Raw genomic sequence first — 22,543 nt, forward strand, 5'->3', positions numbered from 1 at the left:
GTGTTCAAAACTAGCGAAATATCACCATGGCTCGACGCAATGATCATACCCGTGAGGAACTAATTGCCCTTACAATGGAGAAAGTCAATGCCTTTCTCGACGCAAAACCCCACCACGAACTTAGCTTAAGAAAAATCGCCACCATGATCGGTTACGTGCCGAGCACGCTAATCAACGTCTTTGGAAACTACAACCTCTTACTCTTAGAAGTCGTCGCCAATACCCTTGACGAACTGGCTGAAGAAGCGAAAGCCGATGTCATCAACGCGACATCTCCCGAAGAAGCCATCCGCATATTAGCGAACTGCTATTTGAACTATGCCAAAACGAACCCCTACCGCTGGCAGCTCATTTTCCAGCACAAAATGGCAGGAGAAGAGTTACCAGAGTGGCAAAACAAGCGTATTAACAACTTGACCGGCATGCTCGAGAGCCAAGTTGCCGCGATGACTGGGCTCACAGACAAAACTGAGATTGAAACAATCAGTCGTGTCCTCTGGGCCGGAGTTCATGGTATTACACTGCTGAGTGTCGATGACAAGCTCTTCGCAAACAGTACGGTCGGCGGCGCTGAGCTGATTGATAATTTATTGGATAACTATTTGGCTCGCTGGCGAGTCAACACGGATGACTAGTTATGGCTTCTTCGTTGTTAACACAACGCCGTTTTTTGCCCTATTTCACAACCCAAGCGTTAGGGGCATTTAACGATAACGTTTATAAAAACGTACTACTGATTTTCGTTGCTTTTGCAGCGCCAGGCACCCTGCCACTTGATAGCGACCTGATTGTGAATCTTGCGGCAGGGCTCTTTATTCTACCGTTTTTTCTGTTCTCCGCCTCGGCGGGTGTCATTGCCGATAAATTTGAAAAATCAGCACTCATTCGGATTGTGAAAATCGCCGAAGTCCTGATTATGTCGATGGCGGCATTTGCGATTTTGACTCAGAACTTCACCATCATGCTGTTGCTGCTGTTCTTGATGGGGACTCAATCCGCCTTCTTTGGTCCGGTAAAGTATGCCTTGCTACCGCAGACCTTAAAGCAAGAAGAGCTGGTAAACGGCAATGCCCTTGTTGAAACTGGCACCTTTTTAGCCATTCTGACGGGCACCATTTTGGCAGGTGTGATTGCCAATGCCGAACAAGCCTATACGTTAGCCGCGATCGCCGTGGTGGCGTTTGCCGTCATGGGCTACTTTAGCGCGCGCGCCATCCCGCATATCCCCGCCGTCAATCCAGATATGCCCCTAAAATGGGCACCGATTTCACAAACCAAGCAGACGCTTGCCATTGCGAAAAAAGATAAAGTTGTTTTTCAATGTATTCTTGGTATCAGCTGGTTCTGGTTCCTCGGCGCAAGCTACCTCACGCAATTTGCTAACTTCACGAAGGATTATCTGGGTGGCAATGCCGCTGCGGTCTCTTTTTTATTGACCCTGTTTTCAGTCGGTATCGCATTAGGTTCACAGCTTTGTACCCGTCTTTCTGGTCATCGTGTTGAACCCGGTATCGTACCCTTAGGCAGCATCGGCCTCACCCTATTCGGTATCGACCTGATGTTTGCGACACCGGATATTGCCCCTGTGACCACCACCTTCGTTGAGTTCTTACTTCACCCTGAACTGCGACGCGTTTTCTTTGATTTGCTCATGATCGGGGTCTTTGGCGGATTATTCATTGTGCCGCTCTATGCCATGATGCAACAACGTGCCAATGAAGATGAGCGTGCTCGCGTCATTGCCGCAAACAACATCTACAATTCACTGTTCATGGTCACCAGTGCCATCAGTGGCATTGTGCTTCTCGGTATTATTGGTATCTCGATCCCCGAGTTTTTCCTCATTCTCGCCGTCATCAATGCGATTGTGGCGCTTTATGTCTATCTGCAAATTCCCGAGTTTTTCTTACGTCTCGTGGTTTGGATGATCAGTCATACCATGTACCGCGTCACCCACCGAGACCTTGACCGCATTCCAGAAAAAGGCGGCGTCTTATTGGTCTGCAATCACGTGAGCTATATGGATGCTTTACTACTTGCTGGCGCTTGCCGGCGACCCATTCGCTTCGTGATGGACAAAACCCTTTCCGAACTGCCCCTGCTGAAGTACTTCTTCAGGCGCTCGAAAGTCATCCCCATTTGTCCAAAAGATCGACGCTCAGTCGCTGCGGCCTTTAACAAAGTGGATCAGTGCCTCGCAGAAGGCGAAGTCGTCTGTATCTTCCCTGAAGGGCAGATTACCTACAATGGCGAGATTGGCATTTTCAAACGCGGGGTTGATACCATCATCAATCGCAGTCCTGTTCCGGTTGTTCCCCTCGCATTGCAAGGCCTGTGGGGAAGCTGGTTTAGCCGTGAAAGTGGTAAGGCGTTTCTTAAGCGACCTAAACGCTTCTGGTCACGCGTCACCATAGTGGCGGGGGAAGCCGTTGCGCCGGAAGATGTCACCCCAGACATGCTGAGAGAACGCGTCATCGCACTACGTGGCGAAAACGCCTAACGATAAAAAACACCGCAACCGTTTGTTGCGGTGTTTTTTATCTCTTGCTGTCTTTAGCTCAAAAATAAAAACCGTTAACCAATGCGACGGAACTGACGGACTAGCGCACCTTGAGAATCCAGATTGTCGACTAACTGAATACACTCATCTCGGGTATCGCCCGCCAAGATATTGGTCGCTGAGCACACTTCGCTAATCGATTGCACACTGGCGTTCATGTCTTCCGTCACGCGTGCCATCTCTTCCACCGACGCCGCAATTTGGTTGTTTCGATCAGAGATGTCGGAAACCTGCCCCGACAACACATCCAGTTTTTCACCCGACGTCTCCGCGCTACCCACACAGTCTTTCGATAAACGACTCCCCTGATCCATTGCCGCAACCGCACGTTCTGAGCTGGTTTGAATTTGAGAGATCACCGATTGGATTTCTTCTGTCGATTCATGGCTGCGCTGCGCCAAGGCTCGTACCTCATCGGCCACAACCGCAAACCCGCGACCTTGTTCACCCGCGCGAGCAGCCTCAATCGCTGCATTCAACGCTAGCAGGTTAGTTTGCTCTGCGATGCCTTGAATCACTGTCAGTACTTCACCAATGGTTTTGCCGTGTTCAGCCAACTGTAAGACCACCGCAGAGGCTTCATCCAGTTGTCCTGATAACTGCTGAATCGCATCCACCGTCTGTTGTACCGACGCCATGCCTTCAGAGGCTGCAATACTGGCGTTTTCCGTTGCTTCTGAAGCACTTTGCGCATTCTGAGCCATCTCATTGGCGGTTGAATGCATTTGATTAATCGCGGCAGCGACCTGCTCTGTCTCTTGGGTTTGTCCATCGAGGTTAGACGCCGTCGTATCACAGTTTTGCGACGACGAATGTGCAGCATCTCGAATGACTTCGTTAGAATCTTGGATACGGCCAACAACGGCATTGAGCTCAGACTGCCGCATCTTCAATGCCAAATCCAACTCAGAAATGTCGTCTACATTGCCGGTATAGACAAGCTCCATCAAAGGATTATCAAACACTTTTCGTGCCTTGGCACTGACCGCCTCCAAACGTCTCGTCAACGCGAAGGTGATCATTATCGCCAAGGCAAGCATCACAACGACACCACTTCCTTGTAATAACACATCGGAGAATGCAGCAAGCGCGGCAGCAGGTAAAAAGGCGAGCGCAGTACGTTGCCACAGACGTGTTCGCGGTAGCTTAAGTTTTAAAGGCGTTTTGCCCTGACGAAGTTGTGCATAAATCTTATCTGCATTGTCGACATGCTCACGACTCGGGCTAAGACGCACAGACTGATACTCAACTAACTTACCATTCTCAGTGATAGGCGAAGCAAACGCATCGACCCAATAGTGGTCACCATTTTTACACCGGTTTTTCACCATGCCCATCCAAGATTGACCGCGCTTCAATGTCGACCACATATCTTTAAACGCAGCGGACGGCATGTCCGGATGACGAACGATATTATGCGGCTGCTCGCGCAATTCTTCTAAAGTGAAACCTGCAACTTCACAAAACTCTTTGCTCGCATAAGTAATATAACTATCAGGTGTAGTGACTGATAATAAATTGTAGCTGCTGGGATACGTAACCTCTTTTTGGGTAATAGGCTGATTTTCGCGCATGGTGTCCTCAAAGCATAAAATTAAACAAGGTAGCTATTTAAGCTATAGCTTGTTTCCTTATTAATCACAACTGAGATACATTCATTTGTTAATTAAATTTTTAATACCTATTTAGTAACGCATCATGAATATAAATATATACAACCACACTATAATCATGGTCAATTATTTGTATGCAAGCTACTCATTAGCATAGAGATTTCTTAATAAAGTGACACTGCACCCTAAAGTGTCACTATATTGATAATTTTATATTTTAAATACATTTAATACGGAATATAAGCTCGGTTTGCTGAAGTCGATTTCGGCAGCTTCAAAGCACCTCTATTTTCGTTTTGAAGAAATAAAAAAGGCTTCCTAATTTGAAGCCTTTCTATCCAATATCTCTCTATTTATTTTTTAACCACTCAAGCATTATTCGCCGAGGCACTTTAATGCCCATTTCCATATCTGTGGGCCAAGCCACAAAATCAACTGGACGCATATGACCCGGCAAATATTTCTTCACCCAAGCTTCTAAGATCTTTCTATCCCAGTGACCCTCTACTATCGCAATTGGGCGTTGCCCGTAGTCACTATCATCAATCGGCAACACCATCACCCGAGTAATGCCTGCCACGGAACTCAACGCGGCTTCTATGCTTTCGGGCTGCACATTCTCTCCACCACTGATAAACATATTGTCTTTACGACCGATGATCTGCCATTCATCATCGGCACGCTGAGCAAGATCTTTCGTCGCAAACCACCCTTGTTGATTAACGACAGGATCAATAACGCCCTCGCGGTAATACCCCAAGCACAGTGAGGCACCAGCAAGCCAAATCTCATTGTCGCGCCACTGCATACGACGATGCGGCAGCAGCGCACCGACACCCGGCTTGTTGTCCGCCGGTTTCATCATCACCGTCGATCCCATCTCTGTCATCCCGTAACCACACCAGCACGCGATACCTTGCTGCGTCGCTTTTTGAACTAAGTCCACCGGAATAGCAGCACCACCCAGTAACACTTGCTGCAACTGATGCGACCCACCGCTGGCTAAAAAGCGTTGCAACTGTGTCGGCACTAAAGAGGCGTGACTGACATGGCGTAATGCGTCTAGCACCTCATCTTCAGGCAAGGTCAATATCGCGCCACAAGATAACCAGCGCCACACAATCGCTAAACCAGAGATGTGAAAGAGCGGCAGTGAAAGTAACCAATCATTATCGGCGGTGAAAGGGAGTTTACTCAGCACCCCTTTCGCCGCTGCCAAATGCGTGGCAGCACTGTGCACAACCGCTTTCGGGATGCCAGTGGACCCCGATGTCAACGTTAAGGTAAGGGGTTGATTTTCGTCCCAAGCCAATGGCGCATGCTTCGTCGCCCCTTGTCGCTCGAAAGGGTCAAAATGATCAACATCAAGGATCGCACCAGCACCAAGATGTTTAAGGATTTTCTCTGCGTCAGGCAGTTGCGGATGCGTGATCAATAGTGTGCGGTGGCTTTCACTCGCTGCCAGCAATAGATAAATGAGTTCAACTCGATTTTGACTAGCAACGACTAGAGGGGCCTGACTCGGTTGCGTTGCCAGCCAGTGCCGCCAAGCGGTAACATGCTGGCAGAGTTGAATCCAAGTAACCCGCTTATCGCCTTGCTGCAAAGCGACAGTATCCGGTTTCTGAGCCGCGTACTGTCGCCACGGATATGTATCAAATTGAAGCATGCAAGCTAAGCACTCTGCCAAACAATTTGCATCGCGTGTTTGACTGGCAACGATGAACCAGGCCAAACAGGCTCAACTTGCTCCATAAAGAGCTGCATCGTATCCAAGCCCGGGATGGATTCCGGTGTTTTCCACTTCGCAAAGCGCGCTAATTGGTTCAAGCCAAGGCTAGACTCCAAGCTCGAACTAATCACAGTTTCAAGCTTCAATTCATGGGCTTTCTCAATCAAGGCGATACACTTTTGCACTGAGCCCATCAAGGTTGGTTTGATAACGATAGCCGCCAAGCCCGGCTCCGCGGAAAGCTCAAAGCCTTCATCACGTAAGGTTTCATCCCACGCGATGGCAATGCCTGTCTCTGCTGCAAATGCCAAACTCTGCTCTGGTGTTTGACAAGGCTCTTCCAAGAATGCGATACCGTGGCGGTTTTCAGGTTTCACATACTTCGCAAATTGCTGTGCCTTGAGTGGCGTCCATTGACGATTGGCATCTAAGCGTAAGCGGATGTCCGGAATCGCATCAACAAACATATTGGCGACCATGCCATCACGCACGGCTTCGTAAAGCCCCACTTTGATTTTTGCCACTTTGTCTCCGGCTTGCTGCGCCAGCGTCACCACCAGCTCATCAGGATCACCACTGCACAGTGGCGCGACGCGATAATCCCCCTCTGCAGGTAGCGCACTGGTTAACTCTAACTGGGCCATGGAAAGTCCAAACGCCACGGAAGGATACAGCGACTCAACACTGGCCACCGCTTCGCCGTTTTGCCAAGCCTGCACCCAAGGTAGCGCCTGTGCTAACGCCTCATCAAGGCTTTCATGGCTAAACTCAGGTAAGGGCGCAATTTCGCCCCACCCAGTCTGCTCGCCTTCAGTCAGTTTCACGAGTAGCCCCTCACGGCTTTTTAAACGCTGGTTTCTTAGAATAACCATTGAGTCCATCGCCAATTCATAGCGATAGAGGGTAGCGGTACGCATCGCAACTCCTTAAAATTCTTGATTTAGACGCCAGAAGATCAGTAATGATGTGATAAACAGGCGCGCAAGGCCCGACAAAAAGCGTCTGGTGCTTCAGCATGTGTATTATGGCCAGCCCCTGCAATCACGGTCTTCTCAACACCATGTGCATCGGCTAACGCTAAAAATTTTGCATCTCGCTCACCGACCATATAGTAAACAGCCTGCGGCAGTGCGTTGAGGTGTTCGGACAACAAGGGTTGATGACCAAGTGACGTCGCCATCATCATAGCGGCAACGGTTTCACCATTACCCCGCCGCCGCACCTTGATCAAAGCTTGTCGCTGTTGTTGATTCAGATGGGCGAAAACTGGTTGTTGATACCAATCATCCAGTACCTCTGCCAATGGTTCTTGCGCGAATCGATCCGCCCAGCGTTGATCATGATTCAAACGGGCCTTTCGTTCCTTTATGGGCAGTCCAAAATGTCCCCCTTCAAGCACTAGTGCTCGAAGTCCAGATCGCACGCCAAGCGGTTGCTGTATCGCATGATACATAGCGACCCTCGCGCCCATCGAGTAACCGACCAGCGCATAGTCATCTATCGCCAATGCCTTTAAGGTTTCACTTAGCTGTCGGTGCGCATCCGCAAAACCCTGTTGTGGGTCGACCGCAATAGAGGTACTGAATCCATGTCCCGGCAAATCAATGCAAACACACCGATAGTCCGCTTGCATCCGTTCGACAATGGCTAACCAGTCTCGACTATCACCCAATAAGCCATGTAAAAAGACCAAAGTAGGCTGACTTTCGCTTCCCTCACTAACCGAGTAAAGCGTCATTTTTAATACTCACGAGCAGATCTTTCAGCAGTTGCCCCGCTTCTCCCGCCGGCGTTTTAACTTCAATTAACGTCACTCGAGGTTGCTTAAGTCCTGACGCAATCTGAGTGAATAAATCAGCCAAGCTCTGCGGCGCATAATAGTCTAAACCAAACATCCTCGCCGCATGTTCAAAGTCCAAGCCATGAGGCATGCGATACAGTGGTGACTTTTGCTGTTCAGGGACAGGCAGCATATCAAAAATACCGCCGCCATCGTTGTTGATCACCGTCAAGACCAAGGGCTGCCCCGCGTGTGCTAATAGGCCAAGGCTATTTAGGTCATACAAGCAAGACGTGTCACCCATCAAGGCGAGCATCGGTTTCTGTCTCGCCCGTTGAACCCCGGCAATCGTTGCGGTTAAACCATCAATACCCGACGCGCCGCGATTAGTGAACACCGCCGTTTGCCACTGATCAGCTAACATATCGAGCAGGCGCACGACGAGACTATTGCCGACAAAAAGATCCACACCTTCGTCTATTGCGTTCAATACATTGGCTGCAATGCTCAACTCATCAAAGCCTTGTTGCTGCCAAGGTTGAGGTAGAGCCGCAAGCTCCGCCGCCCAATCCGCATGTTGCGATGAAGAGACAGTCTCCAATGCCACATTCACCCACTCTGCAACGGTCGCTTTGATGCGGGTATGGGCACTGTACTCGGGCTGTAAACGTCGAGGAGATGGCTCGACAATCCAATGCTCGCCACGAAAGTCTGCTAGCCATTGACCCAGTCGCTTAGAGACAAAGCGTGCGCCTAATTGGAGAACAAATGTCGCTTGCGAGAAATGTTCACGACAAGCCTCATTGTTCAGCCAAATATCATAACCGCGCCAAGCGCTGCTGCCGCCACTTTGCACGTCGGCCAGGAGTGGCCAGCCCAAACGACGCGCCAGTACTTTGACTTCTGACAGCACATGAGGCGGTAGCTGACCGGCAAGAATGACGCCTTTTTCCTGCTGCATTTGCGGCCACTGGGCGGGTACTATCGGCACCTGCTTTGGCATTAAATAGCGATCAAACGGCGTATCACCATCAAACCATTGGGTCAACGGCTCCAAGTAATCACTGACCTCAAGCGGTTCATCGCCATACAGCGGCTCGGGGAAAGGGCAATTAATGTGCACTGGGCCATAAACTTGTCGGCCAACCAAAGCATCGACACTGCCCACCAGCCAAGGCGCGCTGTGCTGTAAAGAAGGCGACGGCAACTGCAAGTCGCCCGTCACGTGAGACGAGAAAATGCCGCGTTGTTCTATTGCTTGATTCGCCCCAACATTGACCAACTCTTTAGGGCGGTCAGCGCTCAAGACGATCAATTTCTCGCCCGTCAGGTTTGCTTCCGCGATTGCTGGGAGCAAATTTGCCACCGCCGTGCCCGAAGTCGTGACTATCGCAACACGTCGTTGAGACGCTTTTGCCAACCCTAGTGCAAGAAAGCCAAGGCCACGTTCATCGAAATGGGTATGTAAGGTGAGTTTTCGGTTCGCTTGCGCTTCTAACGTCAACGGTGTGGAGCGTGAGCCCGGCGCAATGCAGATGTCTTCCACACCATGCCGAGTCAAAGATTCGAGAATTAAACGCGACCAGAGACGATTCACGCTGGCTTGTTCAGACTTCAATACGTTTCTCGCTTTTTCAGATTGTCAGGAAATTACGCCGTTTGTTGGTGAGGCAGTGGGGAGTTATTTTCCAGTAAACTCTTCAAAGTCGCCGTTTTGCGCTCCAGCTCTTGCCACTCCATGTCCGCAACGGAACCTGGGACAATACCTGCACCCGCAAACAGATGGATTTCATTGCCCACCATGAGTGCGCTTCTCAGTGCAACACAAAACTCACTTTGATGGTTACCAAGATATCCCACTGAGCCACTATACCAACCACGTGCAAAGGGTTCGTTTTCAAGTATATATTGGTATGCCATCTCGCGCGGCAAACCTGCCACAGCGGCCGTTGGCTGCAAACACTGCAACATTTCCGCATGGCGCATATCATGAGGCACACACGCTTTAATTGGACGCTTTAAGTGTTGTACCTGACGCAGTTTCACTAGCTCAGGCTTTAACGCGGTTTCAATCGACTGGCTAAGCGGGGACAAGCGCGCTTCAATATCATTGACGACCAATTGATTTTCGTAGCGGTTCTTCTCATCGTTTAATAGCCACGACGACAATTTGGCATCATCATTCGCATCTTTGCCACGCCCAATCGTACCGGCAAGCGCTTCGGTCAGCACTTGGTCATCTCGGCGCAGCATCAAGCGCTCCGGCGTCGAGCCGACAAAACTGTGCTTTGGGCTCAATGCCATCATAAAGTGGTAACTGCGTGGGTTCACGGCACAACTCGCTTTTAGCAGCTGTGCCGGCGTCACGACATTAGCCATTTGCAAGGTTGTGCGGCGTGCCAAAACGACTTTCTCAAGCGCGGTATCTTCAATGTCTGCCAGCGCTTGATTTACCATTCGCGTCCAATCATTTTGGTCCGGCGAGTAGTGAACAGAGACAATGTCGCTGTCTGGCAATGGCACATTGGTCAGCTCTAAACGTAAGTCGTTTAAAAGGTCAATCAGCTTCTCTTTTTCGCCTGACACATTAACGGCCAAGCGCCAAAAACCATCTTGGCGAACCAATTCAATTTGCGGTAAAAAGAAGAAGGAGGGCATACAGCGGCGATTTGCCGCGGTACGACCATCAAAAGAGAGCCCGCCCCAAATGCGCTGTCCATCGGTCAAGGTCTCTTCGGCAACGGCGGGATCGGTAAACGTTGACACCTGTCCAAGTGCAACGATCTCTTCGCGGCCATCACGGTGTTGCCAATAGAATTTGGGAAATACTGCCTGTGCGTCAAGCCAATCAATTAAATCCACATTAGCGGGCCAATCCAACGGCGTTTCCAACCGGATCGGCGCCGAGAAAGGGACAGTGGCTATCGTTTCTGTTAATGCTTCGACGGCACTATGTAAAGCGCTCAAAGGAACCTCACACTACGGGACTACAACACACTCGGCTTGAAAACAAATCGGCCATACAGGGACTTCACAATATCGAGCCCTCGGCTAGGTTGTTTTATCAAGGGTATTATTAATAACCAAGAAAAAGTAATCTTCAATTCTACCTCATTCAATAGGGAAATGGGAATGCAACCACTTCAATCCCTTATTAAAACCACCTTATTCTCATGCTTTCCGACTGACTACCCACACATCAACCATAATCAGGCATTCACTTAAGCCTCGCCCTCACCGACTCCAATACCGCTGGAATCGAGTAACGCCATCGCCATCGCCATCGCCATCGCCATCGCCATCGCCATCGCCATCGCCAATCATCTGTGTTTTAAGGCACGATGCACTACTTTCTGCCCTATTTGCCGATCACTCCTTTCAGTTACTTGAAGCGAACATCATCAACAGCAGAATATAATCATTAATTTTAAATTTCCTCGCTATTTTTTTCTAAAAAGGGTTCCTTTTAGGCACTTGAGTAGTGTAATTTGAAAGCATAATAACGAAATACAGGAATCAAACACATGTACGATCTGGGGATGTCAAACAAACTTGACAATGTCTGCTACGAAATACGCGGTCCAGTACTCAAACATGCTAAGCGCATGGAGGAAGAGGGGCAGAAAATTCTGAAATTGAATATTGGCAACCCCGCCCCGTTTGGTTTCGATGCCCCAGATGAAATCCTCGTTGATGTGATTCGCAACATGCCAACCTCCCAAGGTTATGCCGATTCGAAAGGGATCTACCCTGCGCGCAAAGCCGTTGTTCAACACTATCAAAAACGTGGCCTGCTCGATCTTGATGTGGAAGATGTTTATATCGGCAACGGGGTATCCGAGCTCATCGTGATGTCGATGCAAGCCTTGCTCAACAACAACGATGAGATCCTCGTGCCCGCCCCGGATTACCCGCTTTGGACCGCGGCCATTGCGCTCTCTGGGGGTAAACCTGTCCACTATATGTGTGATGAAGAAGCCAATTGGTATCCCGATATCGACGATATCAAGAAAAAGATCACCAAAAATACTCGCGGCATTGTGTTGATCAACCCGAATAACCCAACTGGCGCTGTCTATAGCCGTGACTTCTTACTTGAAGTGATCGAAGTCGCTCGCCAAAACAAACTAATCATCTTTGCTGACGAGATCTATGACAAGATTCTCTATGATGGTGCGATTCATCACTCGATTGCGCCACTCGCAAAAGACTTACTCTGCGTGACATTCAATGGGTTATCGAAATCTTATCGTGTTTGTGGTTTCCGCTCTGGTTGGATGCTCATTTCAGGCCCGCGCCATCTAGCAAAAGGCTACATTGCCGGACTTGATATGCTCGCCTCCATGCGGCTCTGTGCCAATGTGCCCATGCAGCATGCCATTCAAACCGCGTTAGGGGGCTATCAGAGCATCAATGAACTCATTCTGCCCGGCGGACGTTTATTAGAGCAGCGCGACAAAGCTTATGAAATGCTCAATGCAATTGATGGGGTGAGCTGCGTGAAACCTAAAGGTGCGCTCTATCTCTTCCCTAAGATTGATACCAAGCGCTTTAAGATTAAAGATGATCAACAAATGGTGCTCGACTTCCTCATTCAGGAAAAAGTACTCCTCGTACAAGGCACCGGATTTAACTGGCCAAAACCAGACCATTTCCGTATCGTCACCCTACCGCGTGTCGATGATTTAGAGATGGCCATCAGCCGCTTTGAACGCTTTATTCATAACTACAACCAATAAAACTTAACCTCAATACCTAGCAGAAATACCCGACCCGTTAGACGTAACGTTTAGCGGGTCTTTCTTTACGTTTTCCCTACAAAACATGACAAAAATCGCCACCTTCGAGTGTTAATCTTTTTATACAGAGTAAAACTCAAGGATAAGGAATAAAACAGCATGAAAAAGGCGATTGTCACCGTCACTTTAGGTCTCATTCTTACCGCATGCGCTTCGCACGAAGATGTTCGTCCAGGCGCAGACGGCGTTCACTATGTCTCCATTGCAGCCTCAGATGCCAAATCGGCATCACGCGAAGCGATTAAGCAGGCGCAAAGCTATTGTGATTCACATCAGCAAGGTATGTATGTCGTTGACGAAGATAACTTCTATGAAGGCACCATGACGCAAGATCAATACGAAACCCATAAAACGATCGCCAATGTTGCCTCTGCAGCAGGCACGGCACTCTGGGTGTTTGGTGATGGTAAAGTCGATGATGCAGGCGGTGTCGCCGCCATCGCGGGCGGCATTTACGGTGCTTCACTGGAAGATCCATATGTCACCACCTTGAGCTTCCAGTGTAAGTAACACCCTATTTTTCAAAGCCCAAGGGTTCCCTTTTGGAGATGCTTGATAAATCCCCTATCTAGTCTTGCATCTCCACCTTTCTGCTTTTTCATCGACCAACTTTTCGATTGATGCCATCAATCACTGCTGATAACGTGGACAGACAACTCATTTTTGACGGGGAGTAAGCATGTCTGTCAGCCATTTTTTTGCCCACCTTTCACGCATGAAGTTAATTCATCGTTGGCCTTTAATGCGCAATGTCTCCACCGAAAATATCAGCGAACATAGCATGATGGTGGCCTTCGTTGCTCACGGTCTCGCCTTAATTAAGAACAAACACTTTGGTGGCAAGGCCAACCCCGAAAAAGTCGCGTTACTTGCACTCTTCCACGATGCCAGCGAAGTGCTCACCGGTGATATGCCAACCCCAATCAAGTATTACAACCCAGCCATCGCTAAAGAGTACAAGAAGATTGAGCTTGCGGCTGAGCAAAAACTCCTCTCAATGCTGCCCGAAGAATTTCGAGACGACTACGCACCGCTGCTTGATAGCGAATGCATCGACAAAGCCGATTACGCCATTGTCAAACAAGCTGACACCCTGTGTGCCTACATTAAGTGCTTGGAAGAACTCTCCATGGGTAACCATGAATTTGTTCAAGCGAAGAAACGCTTAGAAGAGATGTTAGAGCAGCGTCGCACCCCTGAGCTCACTTACTTTGAGGAGGTCTTTATCCCCAGTTTTGAACTGACCTTGGATGAGATCAGTTAGGGTTGATGCGCTCCCCTTTCCCTTAATATACTCAAACCACCTCAAGATGCAGGATTCAGAAGCGGCCTAGCGCGTCTAAGTCAAGGTAAAGATACCAAGGCAAAGGTGTGAAGGAATGGCTTTCCCTTTCAAACACCTTTAACGCTGAAATCGGGGCGCTAGTCGCTTCCCGAAGGGCGAGTTTTCTAGGCTCGCCACCGTCGTTACTGTTTTTTAATTTAGTCCACTAGATCTTCAAAACAGTGCCTTGTTGACAAGCCTAGAAACTCTCGCTGAACAAGCATCTTGAGGTGGTTTGAGTATAACCCTGTTACACTTAGAAAAACACGATACGTCAGCAAGTTAAGGTAGCCAAGAAAGCGAAAAACGCTGGCTATCGTTCACTCTTAATGTAATGGAAGCGCTCGCGATGATTGATACTCCCTCGCCAACATGGCAATACCGATACGCCGAAGAGCAAAAGTACCGCCGCGATGACAAACGCAGCGCCTACCAGCGGGACAGAGCACGCATCCTGCACTCTGCTGCCTTTCGTCGCCTGCAAGCAAAAACTCAAGTACTCGGCGCGGGTATGAATGACTTCTACCGTACGCGTCTCACCCACTCACTGGAAGCGTCACAGATTGGCACGGGCATTGTTGCTCAACTGAAAATCAAGCAGCCCGAGTTTAAGGATCTGCTGCCTTCGACTAGCTTGATGGAAAGCCTTTGCCTTGCACATGACATCGGCCACCCACCCTTCGGTCATGGCGGTGAGATCGCGCTTCACTACATGATGCGCCACCACGGTGGATTTGAGGGTAACGCGCAGACCTTTCGTATCGTTACCCAACTTGAGCCTTACACAAAACAAGATGGGATGAACCTCTCCCGTCGTACCTTGCTCGGTTTAATCAAATACCCTGCGCTGATTAGCCAAGTGAGTGCCGAACATATACCGGGAGATGTGCGCAGTTTCCGTCACCTCGTGGCGAGCCAATGGCATCCACCTAAAGGGATCTACGATTGCGATAAAACCCTGTTTGACTGGGTGCTCTCTCCCTTGAGCGACCATGATCGCCAACAGTTTGCGACCTTGCGTGATCAAGACAACAGTGCCAAGCATAAAAAAACCGCCTTCAAATCTCTTGATTGCACGATCATGGAGCTTGCTGACGATATAGCTTACGGTGTCCACGATCTCGAAGATGCCGTTGTCATGGGGATTGTTACCCGCGAGCAATGGCAAGAATCAGTCGCGAGTCAACTGGCCGATTGCGGTGATGCTTGGGTCGAAAAACACATAGATCTCATCAGCCAACGCTTCTTTGGTGAGCACTTTGAACGTAAAGATGCTATCGGCGCACTCGTCAATGCGTTGATCACTTCGATTTCCATTGAAAAGACACTAGAGGACCAGTCTTTCGAGTCTCCCTTACTCGCTTGGAAAGCAACACTGACGCCAGAAATGGCCTTTGTCCTCGATGTCCTCAAACAATTTGTCTTCAAGTACGTCGTCCAAAACCACGAGCTACAGCTATTTGAATACAAGGGCCAACAATTGGTGATGGAGCTCTTTGAAGCGATAGAGTCTGACCCCGCACGGCTATTACCAGACGCGACACGAGACCGCTGGTTAGCCGCTGAGAAGAGCCCCCGTATCATTGCCGACTATATCTCTGGGATGACGGATGGGTTTGCGCAGCGCCTGTATAGCACCTTGTTTGACCCTGGAGAAAACAAACTGTGGGGATACCATCAATAACCGCAAGGCCGTTATCACAGGTAGTTTTTTTTGAAGACCCCATCAGGCATTTGCGCAATTTGAAAAGCGATCATCTTTTCAAAAGGGACCAATAGCGAGTCCAGTGCCTGATTGTCTGGCTCCATTGCTTTCAGCGCAAAGTAGCCTGCCTCAACCGTACTCACGCCTTGTTGCTTCGAGGATTTGCGAATCTGATACTGACCTTCATCGGCGTTGTCCAACAAGCAGGTCGGCAAGGCGTGTAAGTTGGTCGACAACTGCCAAATCTTAAAGGCTTTTTTCCATGTACCATCAAGTAAAATAAAGCCAATCGGCTTCTCAGCAACATCCGCGAGCAATGCCGAGGCGGGCTTCGCTGACTCTCCGGGGTAAAGCACAAACCATTGGATATCGCTGCGGCGCAGTGCTTGATTTAAGCGCTCGTTGTCAGTGAAATTTTCACCGACGATCAACTGACAGTTATCCAGACTGAGATCAAGGATACGTGCGGTACCAATAGCACGATTCACTTCACTCGGGTGTTGCAGTACAAGCAGTTCAGTTTTAGTATCAACAGACTGAATCCATTGACAAATGCAGGCTTTCTCCGCTTTACCGCAGCGCTGACACGTCTGTCGCATGAGGCTCCCTTGGCAATCTATCGTTATCTGGTTTGCATGGTACTCTTTTTGGCATTAATGCAGATACCTGCCGCCAATGAATGGGCCTATTGGTATCGCGATGCCATTCTGAGTGGTGAAGTGTGGCGCATCCTAACAGGAAATCTCACCCATACCAATTACTGGCACCTGCTCATGAACAGTTTGGCACTGATCATGATTGTCTACACCTATCAAGAGTTGGTTAGGCCACTAAAATTTAGCCTATTGATTGCGGCCATCAGCATCGTGATTGGTGTTGCGCATCTTGCCACTGGCGATTATGCGTTAGCAGGTTTGTCTGGGACATTACACGGTTTATTGGCTTGGTGTGCCATTCAAGATATTCGCGAATGCCCGAAAGACAGTGATAGTGAAAACCACCGCAAGCGACGCCAGTTTGGCTGGATTGTCCTCATTGGTCTCGGCATCAAAATTGGCTATGAGCTGCTACATGGGGGCAATAGCGTTACCGCCGATCTTATCAACGCACAGGTTGCTGTTGACGCTCACGCCATTGGCGCACTGACAGGTGTCATCATTGGGATACTGCCACCACCTTGGCATGGAGGAAATTCTCCCCGAAAAAAATGACCTACTCATAGGCAGGTCATGATGGCGGTGTGCATTTTTAATTCGTGCGCAAAGCGCTAGTTACGACGTCAAAGCGTTAATTAGCTTTCTTCGCTTCAAATGCCGCAAGTTGCTCCGGTGTCGCAGGCAACTGATGCTTCTCTTTCCATTCACTGTAAGGCATCCCATAAATACGTTCGCGGGCTTCATCATCGCTGATTGCAACACCCGCGTCATCTGCTGCTGCCTTATACCACTTCCCTAAACAATTTCGGCAGAAATCAGCCAAAATCATCAAATCAATGTTCTGTACGTCTTTGTTTTCATCCAAATGACGCAGCAGACGTCTCAACACCGCTGCGTCCAATTGATCCTGTGTGCGTGGATCCAATTCTGTCATAACCTCGTCCTTTTTCTGCCGACTGCACTTGAGTACGAGCTGTCAATGTTAACCACTCTCGGGTTCTTTCCCACAGCTTCTCATCAAGCATTGGCGCTAACTCAGTAAAACTCAAGCCATCTTCGAATGCTTGTTGATAGACCGGCGAACTCGTCATATCCCCTAATATTGGGTGACCCAAATGATTGAGGACTTGGGTAAACTGTGCCAATCCTTCCGCCCCTTTCGCATTGCGCGTCGCCACAAAGGCAATGGGTGATTTGCGTTGACGATAAGCTGACGAATTAATCAACTTACTCATAAAGTTCAATGTGGCATGAATATCGACCGGTGAGGGCTGGAGAGGGATAATAATGCGGTCAGCGAGAGCCAAGTAACGTTCAAGCTCGATATGAGAAAAGTTCGAAGGGGTGTCGATCAAGATAACATCACTGCTGCGGTCTACTTTGACTTGCAAAGAGAACAATTGCCCCTTATCGAAGCCAAAATGCTGGCCGGGTACCAGCCCGCTTTGTGAGGCCCAAAACTGTGAAGTGCACTGCTCGTCAAAGTCGATCAGTTCAGTTTTGTACTGCTGCTGCAAGACACTCGCTAAGGAGATAGCGAATGTCGATTTCCCTGCGCCGCCTTTACGATTCAGAATGAGTACTTTTGTCGCCGGTGAAGATTTCAGTCCGCACGTGATATTCATCGATCGGTTAGCCATGATGTTGGGTTCCATCCACATTCAATTTGAGCAGTTTATCAATCAAAACGATTGTGCACAGAGCTACGGTGGGCTTGACCACCAGTTTTGAAAGGCAGATCACAGGAAAAATTGCAAAATGTGTGCTGATACGTCATTAAGACCCAATTTTCAGGGCAAACAACCACACAAACACGCATATTAACTGAATAGCTATGCGATTTGTTCACTATTTAGACAGCACAATTTGAACCAATACCTCACTAATGTGAATTAGTGGTAACTTTTTCATACAACAACAGCGTATTAACTCGTGTTTCGAAAAAGGGAAAACACAACAACATATTTTTGCCTTGAACCCGATCAGCAAGTTCGCTTTATACCCTGATCCTTAAGGGCTTAAGTCTCTCATCCAAGATCAAAAAAAGGGCCTTGCAGGCCCTCTTCCAAAACATGTTCCTTTAGCGCTTAGGTTGCCATTTTACAATACCATCACCGCTTGATTTCGCGTTTCCACCACGCGAGCTATTACCACTGCGGTTACGATCTCGGTTCCCTGCGGGTTTACCTTTACCTCGGTTTTCACCTTTACGACCTTCGGAAGACTTTGCTCGGCGGCCATCATAACCCTTGGCATTATGCGTGCGTTGACGTCCACCTTCTCGACGCTCACGTCCCTCTTGTTGCTGGCGAGAATCATGCAATTTAGCGGGCGTCGCTTGCTTGATCGTCTGACCGAGTCCATCAGTACGAGAGGCTTCTTCGGTTTTACTTGAGCCAGCGATAAGGGCATTGATCTCAGCCATTTCAGCATCAGACAGATAACGCCATTTCCCCGTTGCTAAACCATCAATCGACACATTCATAATGCGAACGCGTTTTAGCTTATAGACGTCGTAGCCTAAGGCTTCACACATACGACGAATTTGACGGTTCAACCCTTGCGTCAAGGTGATACGAAAGACAAAACGTGACTCTTGCTCTACCTTACAAGGTAAAGTGACCGTATCGAGGATAGCGACGCCGGCTGCCATTTTCTCAATGAATTCAGGCGTAATCGGCTTATCAACACGCACCACATACTCTTTTTCGTGTTGGTTGCCAGCGCGCAAAATCTTGTTCACGATGTCGCCATCGTTAGTCATGAAAATGAGACCATCAGACGCTTTATCTAAGCGGCCAACCGGGAAGATGCGTTTGCGGTGGCCAATGAAGTCCACAATATTGCCTTCGACATGGCGCTCGGTGGTACAGGTGATCCCGGTCGGCTTGTTCAATGCGATGTAAATCGGCTTTTCTTTGCTACGGAGTGGGCGATCATCAACACAAACCGTGTCTCCTTCCGCCACTTTTCGGCCCATCTCTGCTACGTCACCATTAATGGTCACTCGTCCTTGCTCAACCAGCTTATCGGCTTCCCGGCGCGAGCAATAGCCAGTATCACTGATGTATTTATTTAGTCGAGTCAAGGTTGGTTCGCTCATGGTTTTATCTCATCGTTAACAGTCCGCTACACCTTAGCGGTAAAAGGCGCGCTATTCTAGCGAAATTCCCTCTACGACACCACACACGCCCCCTGTTCAGCAGTAAAAGAAAAGGCCGAACATCATGTCCGGCCTTCGTTTGCTCTCTTAGATGCTCTTAACCGTGGTTATGACGTGTCACCACATCTTTCTCAAGCTCTTTTTCGAGTAGTTGTTCAATATGGCCCGGAGATTGCGTTTTTGCCGCTAACAAGCGGTACATTGCCGGAATGACAACCAGTGTTACCAAGGTTGCAAACGCCATGCCGAAGAACACCACAGTACCCACAGCCACTCGGCTTTCCGCACCAGCACCGTCTGAAAAGATCAGTGGTAGCGAACCAAACAGCGTGGTGAAAGCCGTCATCAAGATAGGACGCAGACGGCGTACTGACGCCTCGATAATCGCAGATTCAAACTGACGACCACGGTCACGCAGTTGGTTAGCAAATTCAACAATCAAGATACCGTTCTTGGTCACCATACCAATCAGCATGATCATGCCGATCTGACTGTAGATATTCAGCGAAAGATCGGTAATCCAGAGTCCGGCAAAGCCGCCAAAGATCCCCATAGGCACCGTCAGCATGATCACCAAGGGGTTAACGAAACTCTCAAACTGCGCCGCGAGTACGAGATACGCCACCAATAACGCCAGGCTAAAGACAAACAAGGTAGAACTTTGGTTTTCCTTGAAGTCCTTTGATTCACCGCTATAGCTGATCGTGATATCTGCTGGCAGTAGCGCGATCGCTTCAGCCTCGAGATAATTCAGCGCATCACCTAAAGTGTAACCTTCGTTAAGGTTTGCACTGAGGGTGATCGCCTTTTGCTTCATATAGTGATTCAGGCGTTGTGCTGATGCGATCTCTTCAATTTTGGTCACGGTATCTAAGGTGATCAATTCACCTTTGCTGGTACGCACATAGATCTTACTGAGGTCAGTGGCGTTGTTGAAGCGCTCCTCTTCACCACGTAGATAGACATCATACTCTTCACCTCGATCAACATACGTCGTTTCACGACGTCCACCCAGCATCACTTCCAACGTCGATGCCACCGTCGATGCCGTCACACCCAGTTGCGCAGCACGCTGCGTATCAATGGTTACCAAAAGTTCAGGGGTCGCTTCTGAATAGTTAAGATCCGCCCCGGTCATCTGCTCGCTCTCTTCGGCAATGACCTTCAGCTTTTCCGCCCACGCATTGAGTTCGGCATAATCCGCACCACCGAGCACCATTTGCACTGGTTCAGATGATCCGCCACGCATGCCTGGCATAAACGGGAAAACACGTACATCGGGAATACCGTGAAGCACTTTGCGCATATCGCCCAGTATCTCTTCGGCGTGACGGGTACGTTGCTCCCACTCTTCGAGCTGAATAATCACGAATCCCGTTTGGTCACCTGCATTGCCGCCAAAAGCCGGGGTCTGGAAGTTCATCGAACGAATTTCACCATTGCCGACCATAGGTAAAATGCGCTCTTCCACCAGCTCCATATTCGAAACCATACGGTTATAACTGGTACCTTCCGCACCTCGAACAAAGACAAAGATAACGCCACGGTCTTCCATTGGTGCAAGCTGGGCAGGGATATGCTTCATCAAAAATCCACTCGCTGCCACGCACCCGACAATCACCAACGGGGCACCCCAACGCATTCTGACTGCGAAAGTGACCAATGCGCGATAGCCATTCTCTAGTTTTTCAAACACGGTATCGACGGCACGGTTAAACGCGCCACGCTTCACATTCGCTTTGAGGATTTTACTGCCTAATACTGGCGTTAGGGTCAATGCAATCAAAGAAGAGAACATCACGGCAACCGCAAGCAGTACGGCAAACTCGGTAAAGAACTTACCGACCATGCCATCCATAAAGGTGATGGGTAAGAAAACCATGACCAGTACTGCCGTCGTCGCCACTACCGCAAAGCCGACTTCACGAGTTCCTTTATACGCCGCCAACAAAGGCGACTCACCTTGTTCGATATGGTGATAAATGTTCTCCACCACGACGATGGCATCGTCGACCACCAGACCGATTGACAAAATCAGCGCCATCAAGGTGAGGATATTAATAGAAAAACCGAACGCGTAAGCCGCAATAAACGCCGAGATCAGCGAAACAGGTACGGTAACGGCGGGGATAAGCGTTGCTCGGGCTTGACCGATAAAGACATAAAGGACAATGATGACCAAACCACCGGTGATCACCAGCGTGTTGAACACTTCTGCAATAGAACGCTCGATGTACAAGGTAGCATCATAGTCGACTTCTAACGTCGTGCCTTCGGGTAAATAAGCTTGTAGCAGTGCCACTTCCTCGCGAACCCGCTTTGCGACATCCAACGGGTTGGCGTCCGATTGGGTCACAATACCAAGGCTCAGGTTAGCGACACCATTACTCTTAAAGGTAGAGTTTTCATTTTCAGCGCCAACAAACACGCTTGCCACATCACGAAGGTAAATCGGCGTGCCATCTTCAGCAAAACGCACGACGAGGTATTCGAAATCCTCAGGTGTTTGATACAAACGGGCAGTACGTACTGACATCACCGTGGTATCGTTACGCACCACACCACCCGGCATTTCAATGTTTTCATTGCGTAGCGCGGCAATAATATCGCTACTGGTCACCCGTCGCCCCGCCATCAATTCAGGACGCAATTGCACATACATCACCTGATTCAGTGCGCCAGTAATTTGAATCGATGAAACCCCGGTAATCAAACTAAAGCGATCATCAAGGACTCGGTTGGTGTAATCGGTTAATTGGGTACGATCCATCTCAGAGGATGTTAGATTGATATACAGCGATGCCTCACCTGAGCCATTCGACTTCGAGACCAAAGGATCGTCGGCTTCTTCAGGCAAGCGACGCTTAGCCCGTTCTACCGCATCACGAATATCACTGACCCCCTCGACAAGATCCCAACCAATGTCGAACACCACGGTAATACGAGAAGAGCCATTGCGGCTCGCCGAGGTGATGGAGTCTATGCCACTGATCCCCGTCAATTGATCTTCAATAACGGTGGTGATTTGACTCTCGATAACCGTGGCAGACGCGCCACGGTACGTCGTAGAAATAGTAACAACTGGGTTATCAACATCAGGATATTCTCGTACTGACATGCGTTCAAAGGAGACATACCCAAAAACACACAATAGTAAGCTCAGTACAATAGCGACAACAGGCCGCTTTACGGAAACGTCAGAAATCCACAT

General features: G+C 49.1%; 18 protein-coding genes. 7 read left to right on the forward strand and 11 right to left on the reverse strand.

Features of this window, described 5'->3' with window-relative positions:
• The first annotated feature begins 26 nt into the window (after positions 1 to 26).
• Both TSUB_RS11730 and TSUB_RS11735 read left to right on the forward strand, forming a co-directional pair.
• On the forward strand, positions 27 to 635 hold the full coding sequence (locus TSUB_RS11730; RefSeq protein ID WP_087016487.1) for a TetR/AcrR family transcriptional regulator: 609 nt from the start codon (positions 27 to 29) through the stop codon (positions 633 to 635).
• Between the two features lie 2 nt (positions 636 to 637).
• A complete protein-coding gene (locus TSUB_RS11735; RefSeq protein WP_087016486.1) occupies positions 638 to 2,500 on the forward strand; it encodes an MFS transporter in 1,863 nt (620 codons plus the stop codon).
• Between the two features lie 74 nt (positions 2,501 to 2,574).
• Here the strand turns inward: TSUB_RS11735 and TSUB_RS11740 are convergent, their stop codons facing one another.
• From TSUB_RS11740 to TSUB_RS11765, 6 genes are all read right to left on the reverse strand, one after another.
• A complete protein-coding gene (locus TSUB_RS11740; protein ID WP_087016485.1) occupies positions 2,575 to 4,134 on the reverse strand; it encodes a methyl-accepting chemotaxis protein in 1,560 nt (519 codons plus the stop codon).
• Positions 4,135 to 4,522: 388 nt separating this feature from the next.
• On the reverse strand, positions 4,523 to 5,842 hold the full coding sequence (menE, locus tag TSUB_RS11745; protein WP_087016484.1) for an o-succinylbenzoate--CoA ligase: 1,320 nt from the start codon (positions 5,840 to 5,842) through the stop codon (positions 4,523 to 4,525).
• A 5-nt stretch (positions 5,843 to 5,847) separates the two neighbouring features.
• The gene (gene menC, locus TSUB_RS11750) at positions 5,848 to 6,822 is read right to left on the reverse strand and encodes an o-succinylbenzoate synthase (RefSeq protein ID WP_087016483.1); all 975 of its coding nucleotides are present in this window, start codon (positions 6,820 to 6,822) and stop codon (positions 5,848 to 5,850) included.
• Between the two features lie 38 nt (positions 6,823 to 6,860).
• Positions 6,861 to 7,643: a 2-succinyl-6-hydroxy-2,4-cyclohexadiene-1-carboxylate synthase gene (gene menH, locus TSUB_RS11755; RefSeq protein WP_087016482.1), complete on the reverse strand. Its 783-nt coding sequence runs from the start codon at positions 7,641 to 7,643 to the stop codon at positions 6,861 to 6,863.
• Positions 7,624 to 9,303, reverse strand: coding sequence for a 2-succinyl-5-enolpyruvyl-6-hydroxy-3-cyclohexene-1-carboxylic-acid synthase (gene menD / locus TSUB_RS11760; protein ID WP_087016481.1), 1,680 nt, complete (start codon positions 9,301 to 9,303; stop codon positions 7,624 to 7,626). Before menD ends, menH begins: the two co-directional genes overlap by 20 nt.
• A gap of 32 nt (positions 9,304 to 9,335) precedes the next feature.
• Positions 9,336 to 10,652 (reverse strand): isochorismate synthase, encoded by a 1,317-nt coding sequence (locus TSUB_RS11765; protein WP_087016480.1) that lies wholly within the window; start codon positions 10,650 to 10,652, stop codon positions 9,336 to 9,338.
• 557 nt (positions 10,653 to 11,209) lie between these two features.
• On the opposite strand from TSUB_RS11765, the gene TSUB_RS11770 reads away from it, so the two are divergent.
• From TSUB_RS11770 to TSUB_RS11785, 4 genes are all read left to right on the forward strand, one after another.
• Complete coding sequence (locus tag TSUB_RS11770) at positions 11,210 to 12,424, forward strand: pyridoxal phosphate-dependent aminotransferase (RefSeq protein WP_087016479.1); 1,215 nt, start codon at positions 11,210 to 11,212, stop codon at positions 12,422 to 12,424.
• A gap of 159 nt (positions 12,425 to 12,583) precedes the next feature.
• Positions 12,584 to 12,994 carry a hypothetical protein gene (locus tag TSUB_RS11775; protein WP_087016478.1) on the forward strand — a complete coding sequence of 137 codons (411 nt, stop codon included), beginning with the start codon at positions 12,584 to 12,586 and terminating at the stop codon, positions 12,992 to 12,994.
• Between the two features lie 169 nt (positions 12,995 to 13,163).
• Positions 13,164 to 13,748, forward strand: coding sequence for a 5'-deoxynucleotidase (gene yfbR, locus TSUB_RS11780; RefSeq protein WP_087016477.1), 585 nt, complete (start codon positions 13,164 to 13,166; stop codon positions 13,746 to 13,748).
• Between the two features lie 409 nt (positions 13,749 to 14,157).
• A complete protein-coding gene (locus TSUB_RS11785) occupies positions 14,158 to 15,492 on the forward strand; it encodes an anti-phage deoxyguanosine triphosphatase (RefSeq protein ID WP_087016507.1) in 1,335 nt (444 codons plus the stop codon).
• A 14-nt stretch (positions 15,493 to 15,506) separates the two neighbouring features.
• Here the strand turns inward: TSUB_RS11785 and TSUB_RS11790 are convergent, their stop codons facing one another.
• Positions 15,507 to 16,112, reverse strand: coding sequence for a tRNA-uridine aminocarboxypropyltransferase (locus TSUB_RS11790; protein ID WP_087016476.1), 606 nt, complete (start codon positions 16,110 to 16,112; stop codon positions 15,507 to 15,509).
• Positions 16,113 to 16,121: 9 nt separating this feature from the next.
• On the opposite strand from TSUB_RS11790, the gene rrtA reads away from it, so the two are divergent.
• Positions 16,122 to 16,724, forward strand: a complete 603-nt coding sequence (rrtA, locus tag TSUB_RS11795) for a rhombosortase (protein WP_159064761.1) — start codon at positions 16,122 to 16,124, stop codon at positions 16,722 to 16,724.
• Between the two features lie 76 nt (positions 16,725 to 16,800).
• On the opposite strand, the gene TSUB_RS11800 is transcribed toward rrtA, so the two are convergent.
• The 4 genes from TSUB_RS11800 to TSUB_RS11815 form a co-directional block, all read right to left on the reverse strand.
• The gene (locus tag TSUB_RS11800; protein WP_087016474.1) at positions 16,801 to 17,103 is read right to left on the reverse strand and encodes a DUF1244 domain-containing protein; all 303 of its coding nucleotides are present in this window, start codon (positions 17,101 to 17,103) and stop codon (positions 16,801 to 16,803) included.
• Entirely contained in the window at positions 17,027 to 17,809 is a 783-nt protein-coding gene (locus TSUB_RS11805) for a ParA family protein (protein ID WP_159064760.1), read from the reverse strand. Before TSUB_RS11805 ends, TSUB_RS11800 begins: the two co-directional genes overlap by 77 nt.
• 440 nt (positions 17,810 to 18,249) lie before the next feature.
• Positions 18,250 to 19,272, reverse strand: coding sequence for a 23S rRNA pseudouridine(2604) synthase RluF (rluF, locus tag TSUB_RS11810; RefSeq protein WP_087016472.1), 1,023 nt, complete (start codon positions 19,270 to 19,272; stop codon positions 18,250 to 18,252).
• Positions 19,273 to 19,429: 157 nt separating this feature from the next.
• The gene (locus TSUB_RS11815) at positions 19,430 to 22,543 is read right to left on the reverse strand and encodes a multidrug efflux RND transporter permease subunit (RefSeq protein WP_087016471.1); all 3,114 of its coding nucleotides are present in this window, start codon (positions 22,541 to 22,543) and stop codon (positions 19,430 to 19,432) included.

Origin of the sequence: Thaumasiovibrio subtropicus (assembly GCF_019703835.1) — a bacterium.
GTDB classification, from domain to species: domain Bacteria; phylum Pseudomonadota; class Gammaproteobacteria; order Enterobacterales; family Vibrionaceae; genus Thaumasiovibrio; species Thaumasiovibrio subtropicus.

What these genes read in the sequence shown, in the direction of transcription:
- TSUB_RS11730 (WP_087016487.1), top strand. Translation starts at nt 27, where the DNA reads ATGGCTCGACGCAATGATCATACCCGTGAGGAACTAATTGCCCTTACA.
- TSUB_RS11735 (WP_087016486.1), top strand. Translation starts at nt 638, where the DNA reads ATGGCTTCTTCGTTGTTAACACAACGCCGTTTTTTGCCCTATTTCACA.
- TSUB_RS11740 (WP_087016485.1), bottom strand. Translation starts at nt 4,134, where the DNA reads ATGCGCGAAAATCAGCCTATTACCCAAAAAGAGGTTACGTATCCCAGC.
- menE (WP_087016484.1), bottom strand. Translation starts at nt 5,842, where the DNA reads ATGCTTCAATTTGATACATATCCGTGGCGACAGTACGCGGCTCAGAAA.
- menC (WP_087016483.1), bottom strand. Translation starts at nt 6,822, where the DNA reads ATGCGTACCGCTACCCTCTATCGCTATGAATTGGCGATGGACTCAATG.
- menH (WP_087016482.1), bottom strand. Translation starts at nt 7,643, where the DNA reads ATGACGCTTTACTCGGTTAGTGAGGGAAGCGAAAGTCAGCCTACTTTG.
- TSUB_RS11770 (WP_087016479.1), top strand. Translation starts at nt 11,210, where the DNA reads ATGTACGATCTGGGGATGTCAAACAAACTTGACAATGTCTGCTACGAA.
- TSUB_RS11775 (WP_087016478.1), top strand. Translation starts at nt 12,584, where the DNA reads ATGAAAAAGGCGATTGTCACCGTCACTTTAGGTCTCATTCTTACCGCA.
- yfbR (WP_087016477.1), top strand. Translation starts at nt 13,164, where the DNA reads ATGTCTGTCAGCCATTTTTTTGCCCACCTTTCACGCATGAAGTTAATT.
- TSUB_RS11785 (WP_087016507.1), top strand. Translation starts at nt 14,158, where the DNA reads ATGATTGATACTCCCTCGCCAACATGGCAATACCGATACGCCGAAGAG.
- TSUB_RS11790 (WP_087016476.1), bottom strand. Translation starts at nt 16,112, where the DNA reads ATGCGACAGACGTGTCAGCGCTGCGGTAAAGCGGAGAAAGCCTGCATT.
- TSUB_RS11800 (WP_087016474.1), bottom strand. Translation starts at nt 17,103, where the DNA reads ATGACAGAATTGGATCCACGCACACAGGATCAATTGGACGCAGCGGTG.
- TSUB_RS11805 (WP_159064760.1), bottom strand. Translation starts at nt 17,809, where the DNA reads ATGGCTAACCGATCGATGAATATCACGTGCGGACTGAAATCTTCACCG.
- rluF (WP_087016472.1), bottom strand. Translation starts at nt 19,272, where the DNA reads ATGAGCGAACCAACCTTGACTCGACTAAATAAATACATCAGTGATACT.
- TSUB_RS11815 (WP_087016471.1), bottom strand. Translation starts at nt 22,543, where the DNA reads ATGTGGATTTCTGACGTTTCCGTAAAGCGGCCTGTTGTCGCTATTGTA.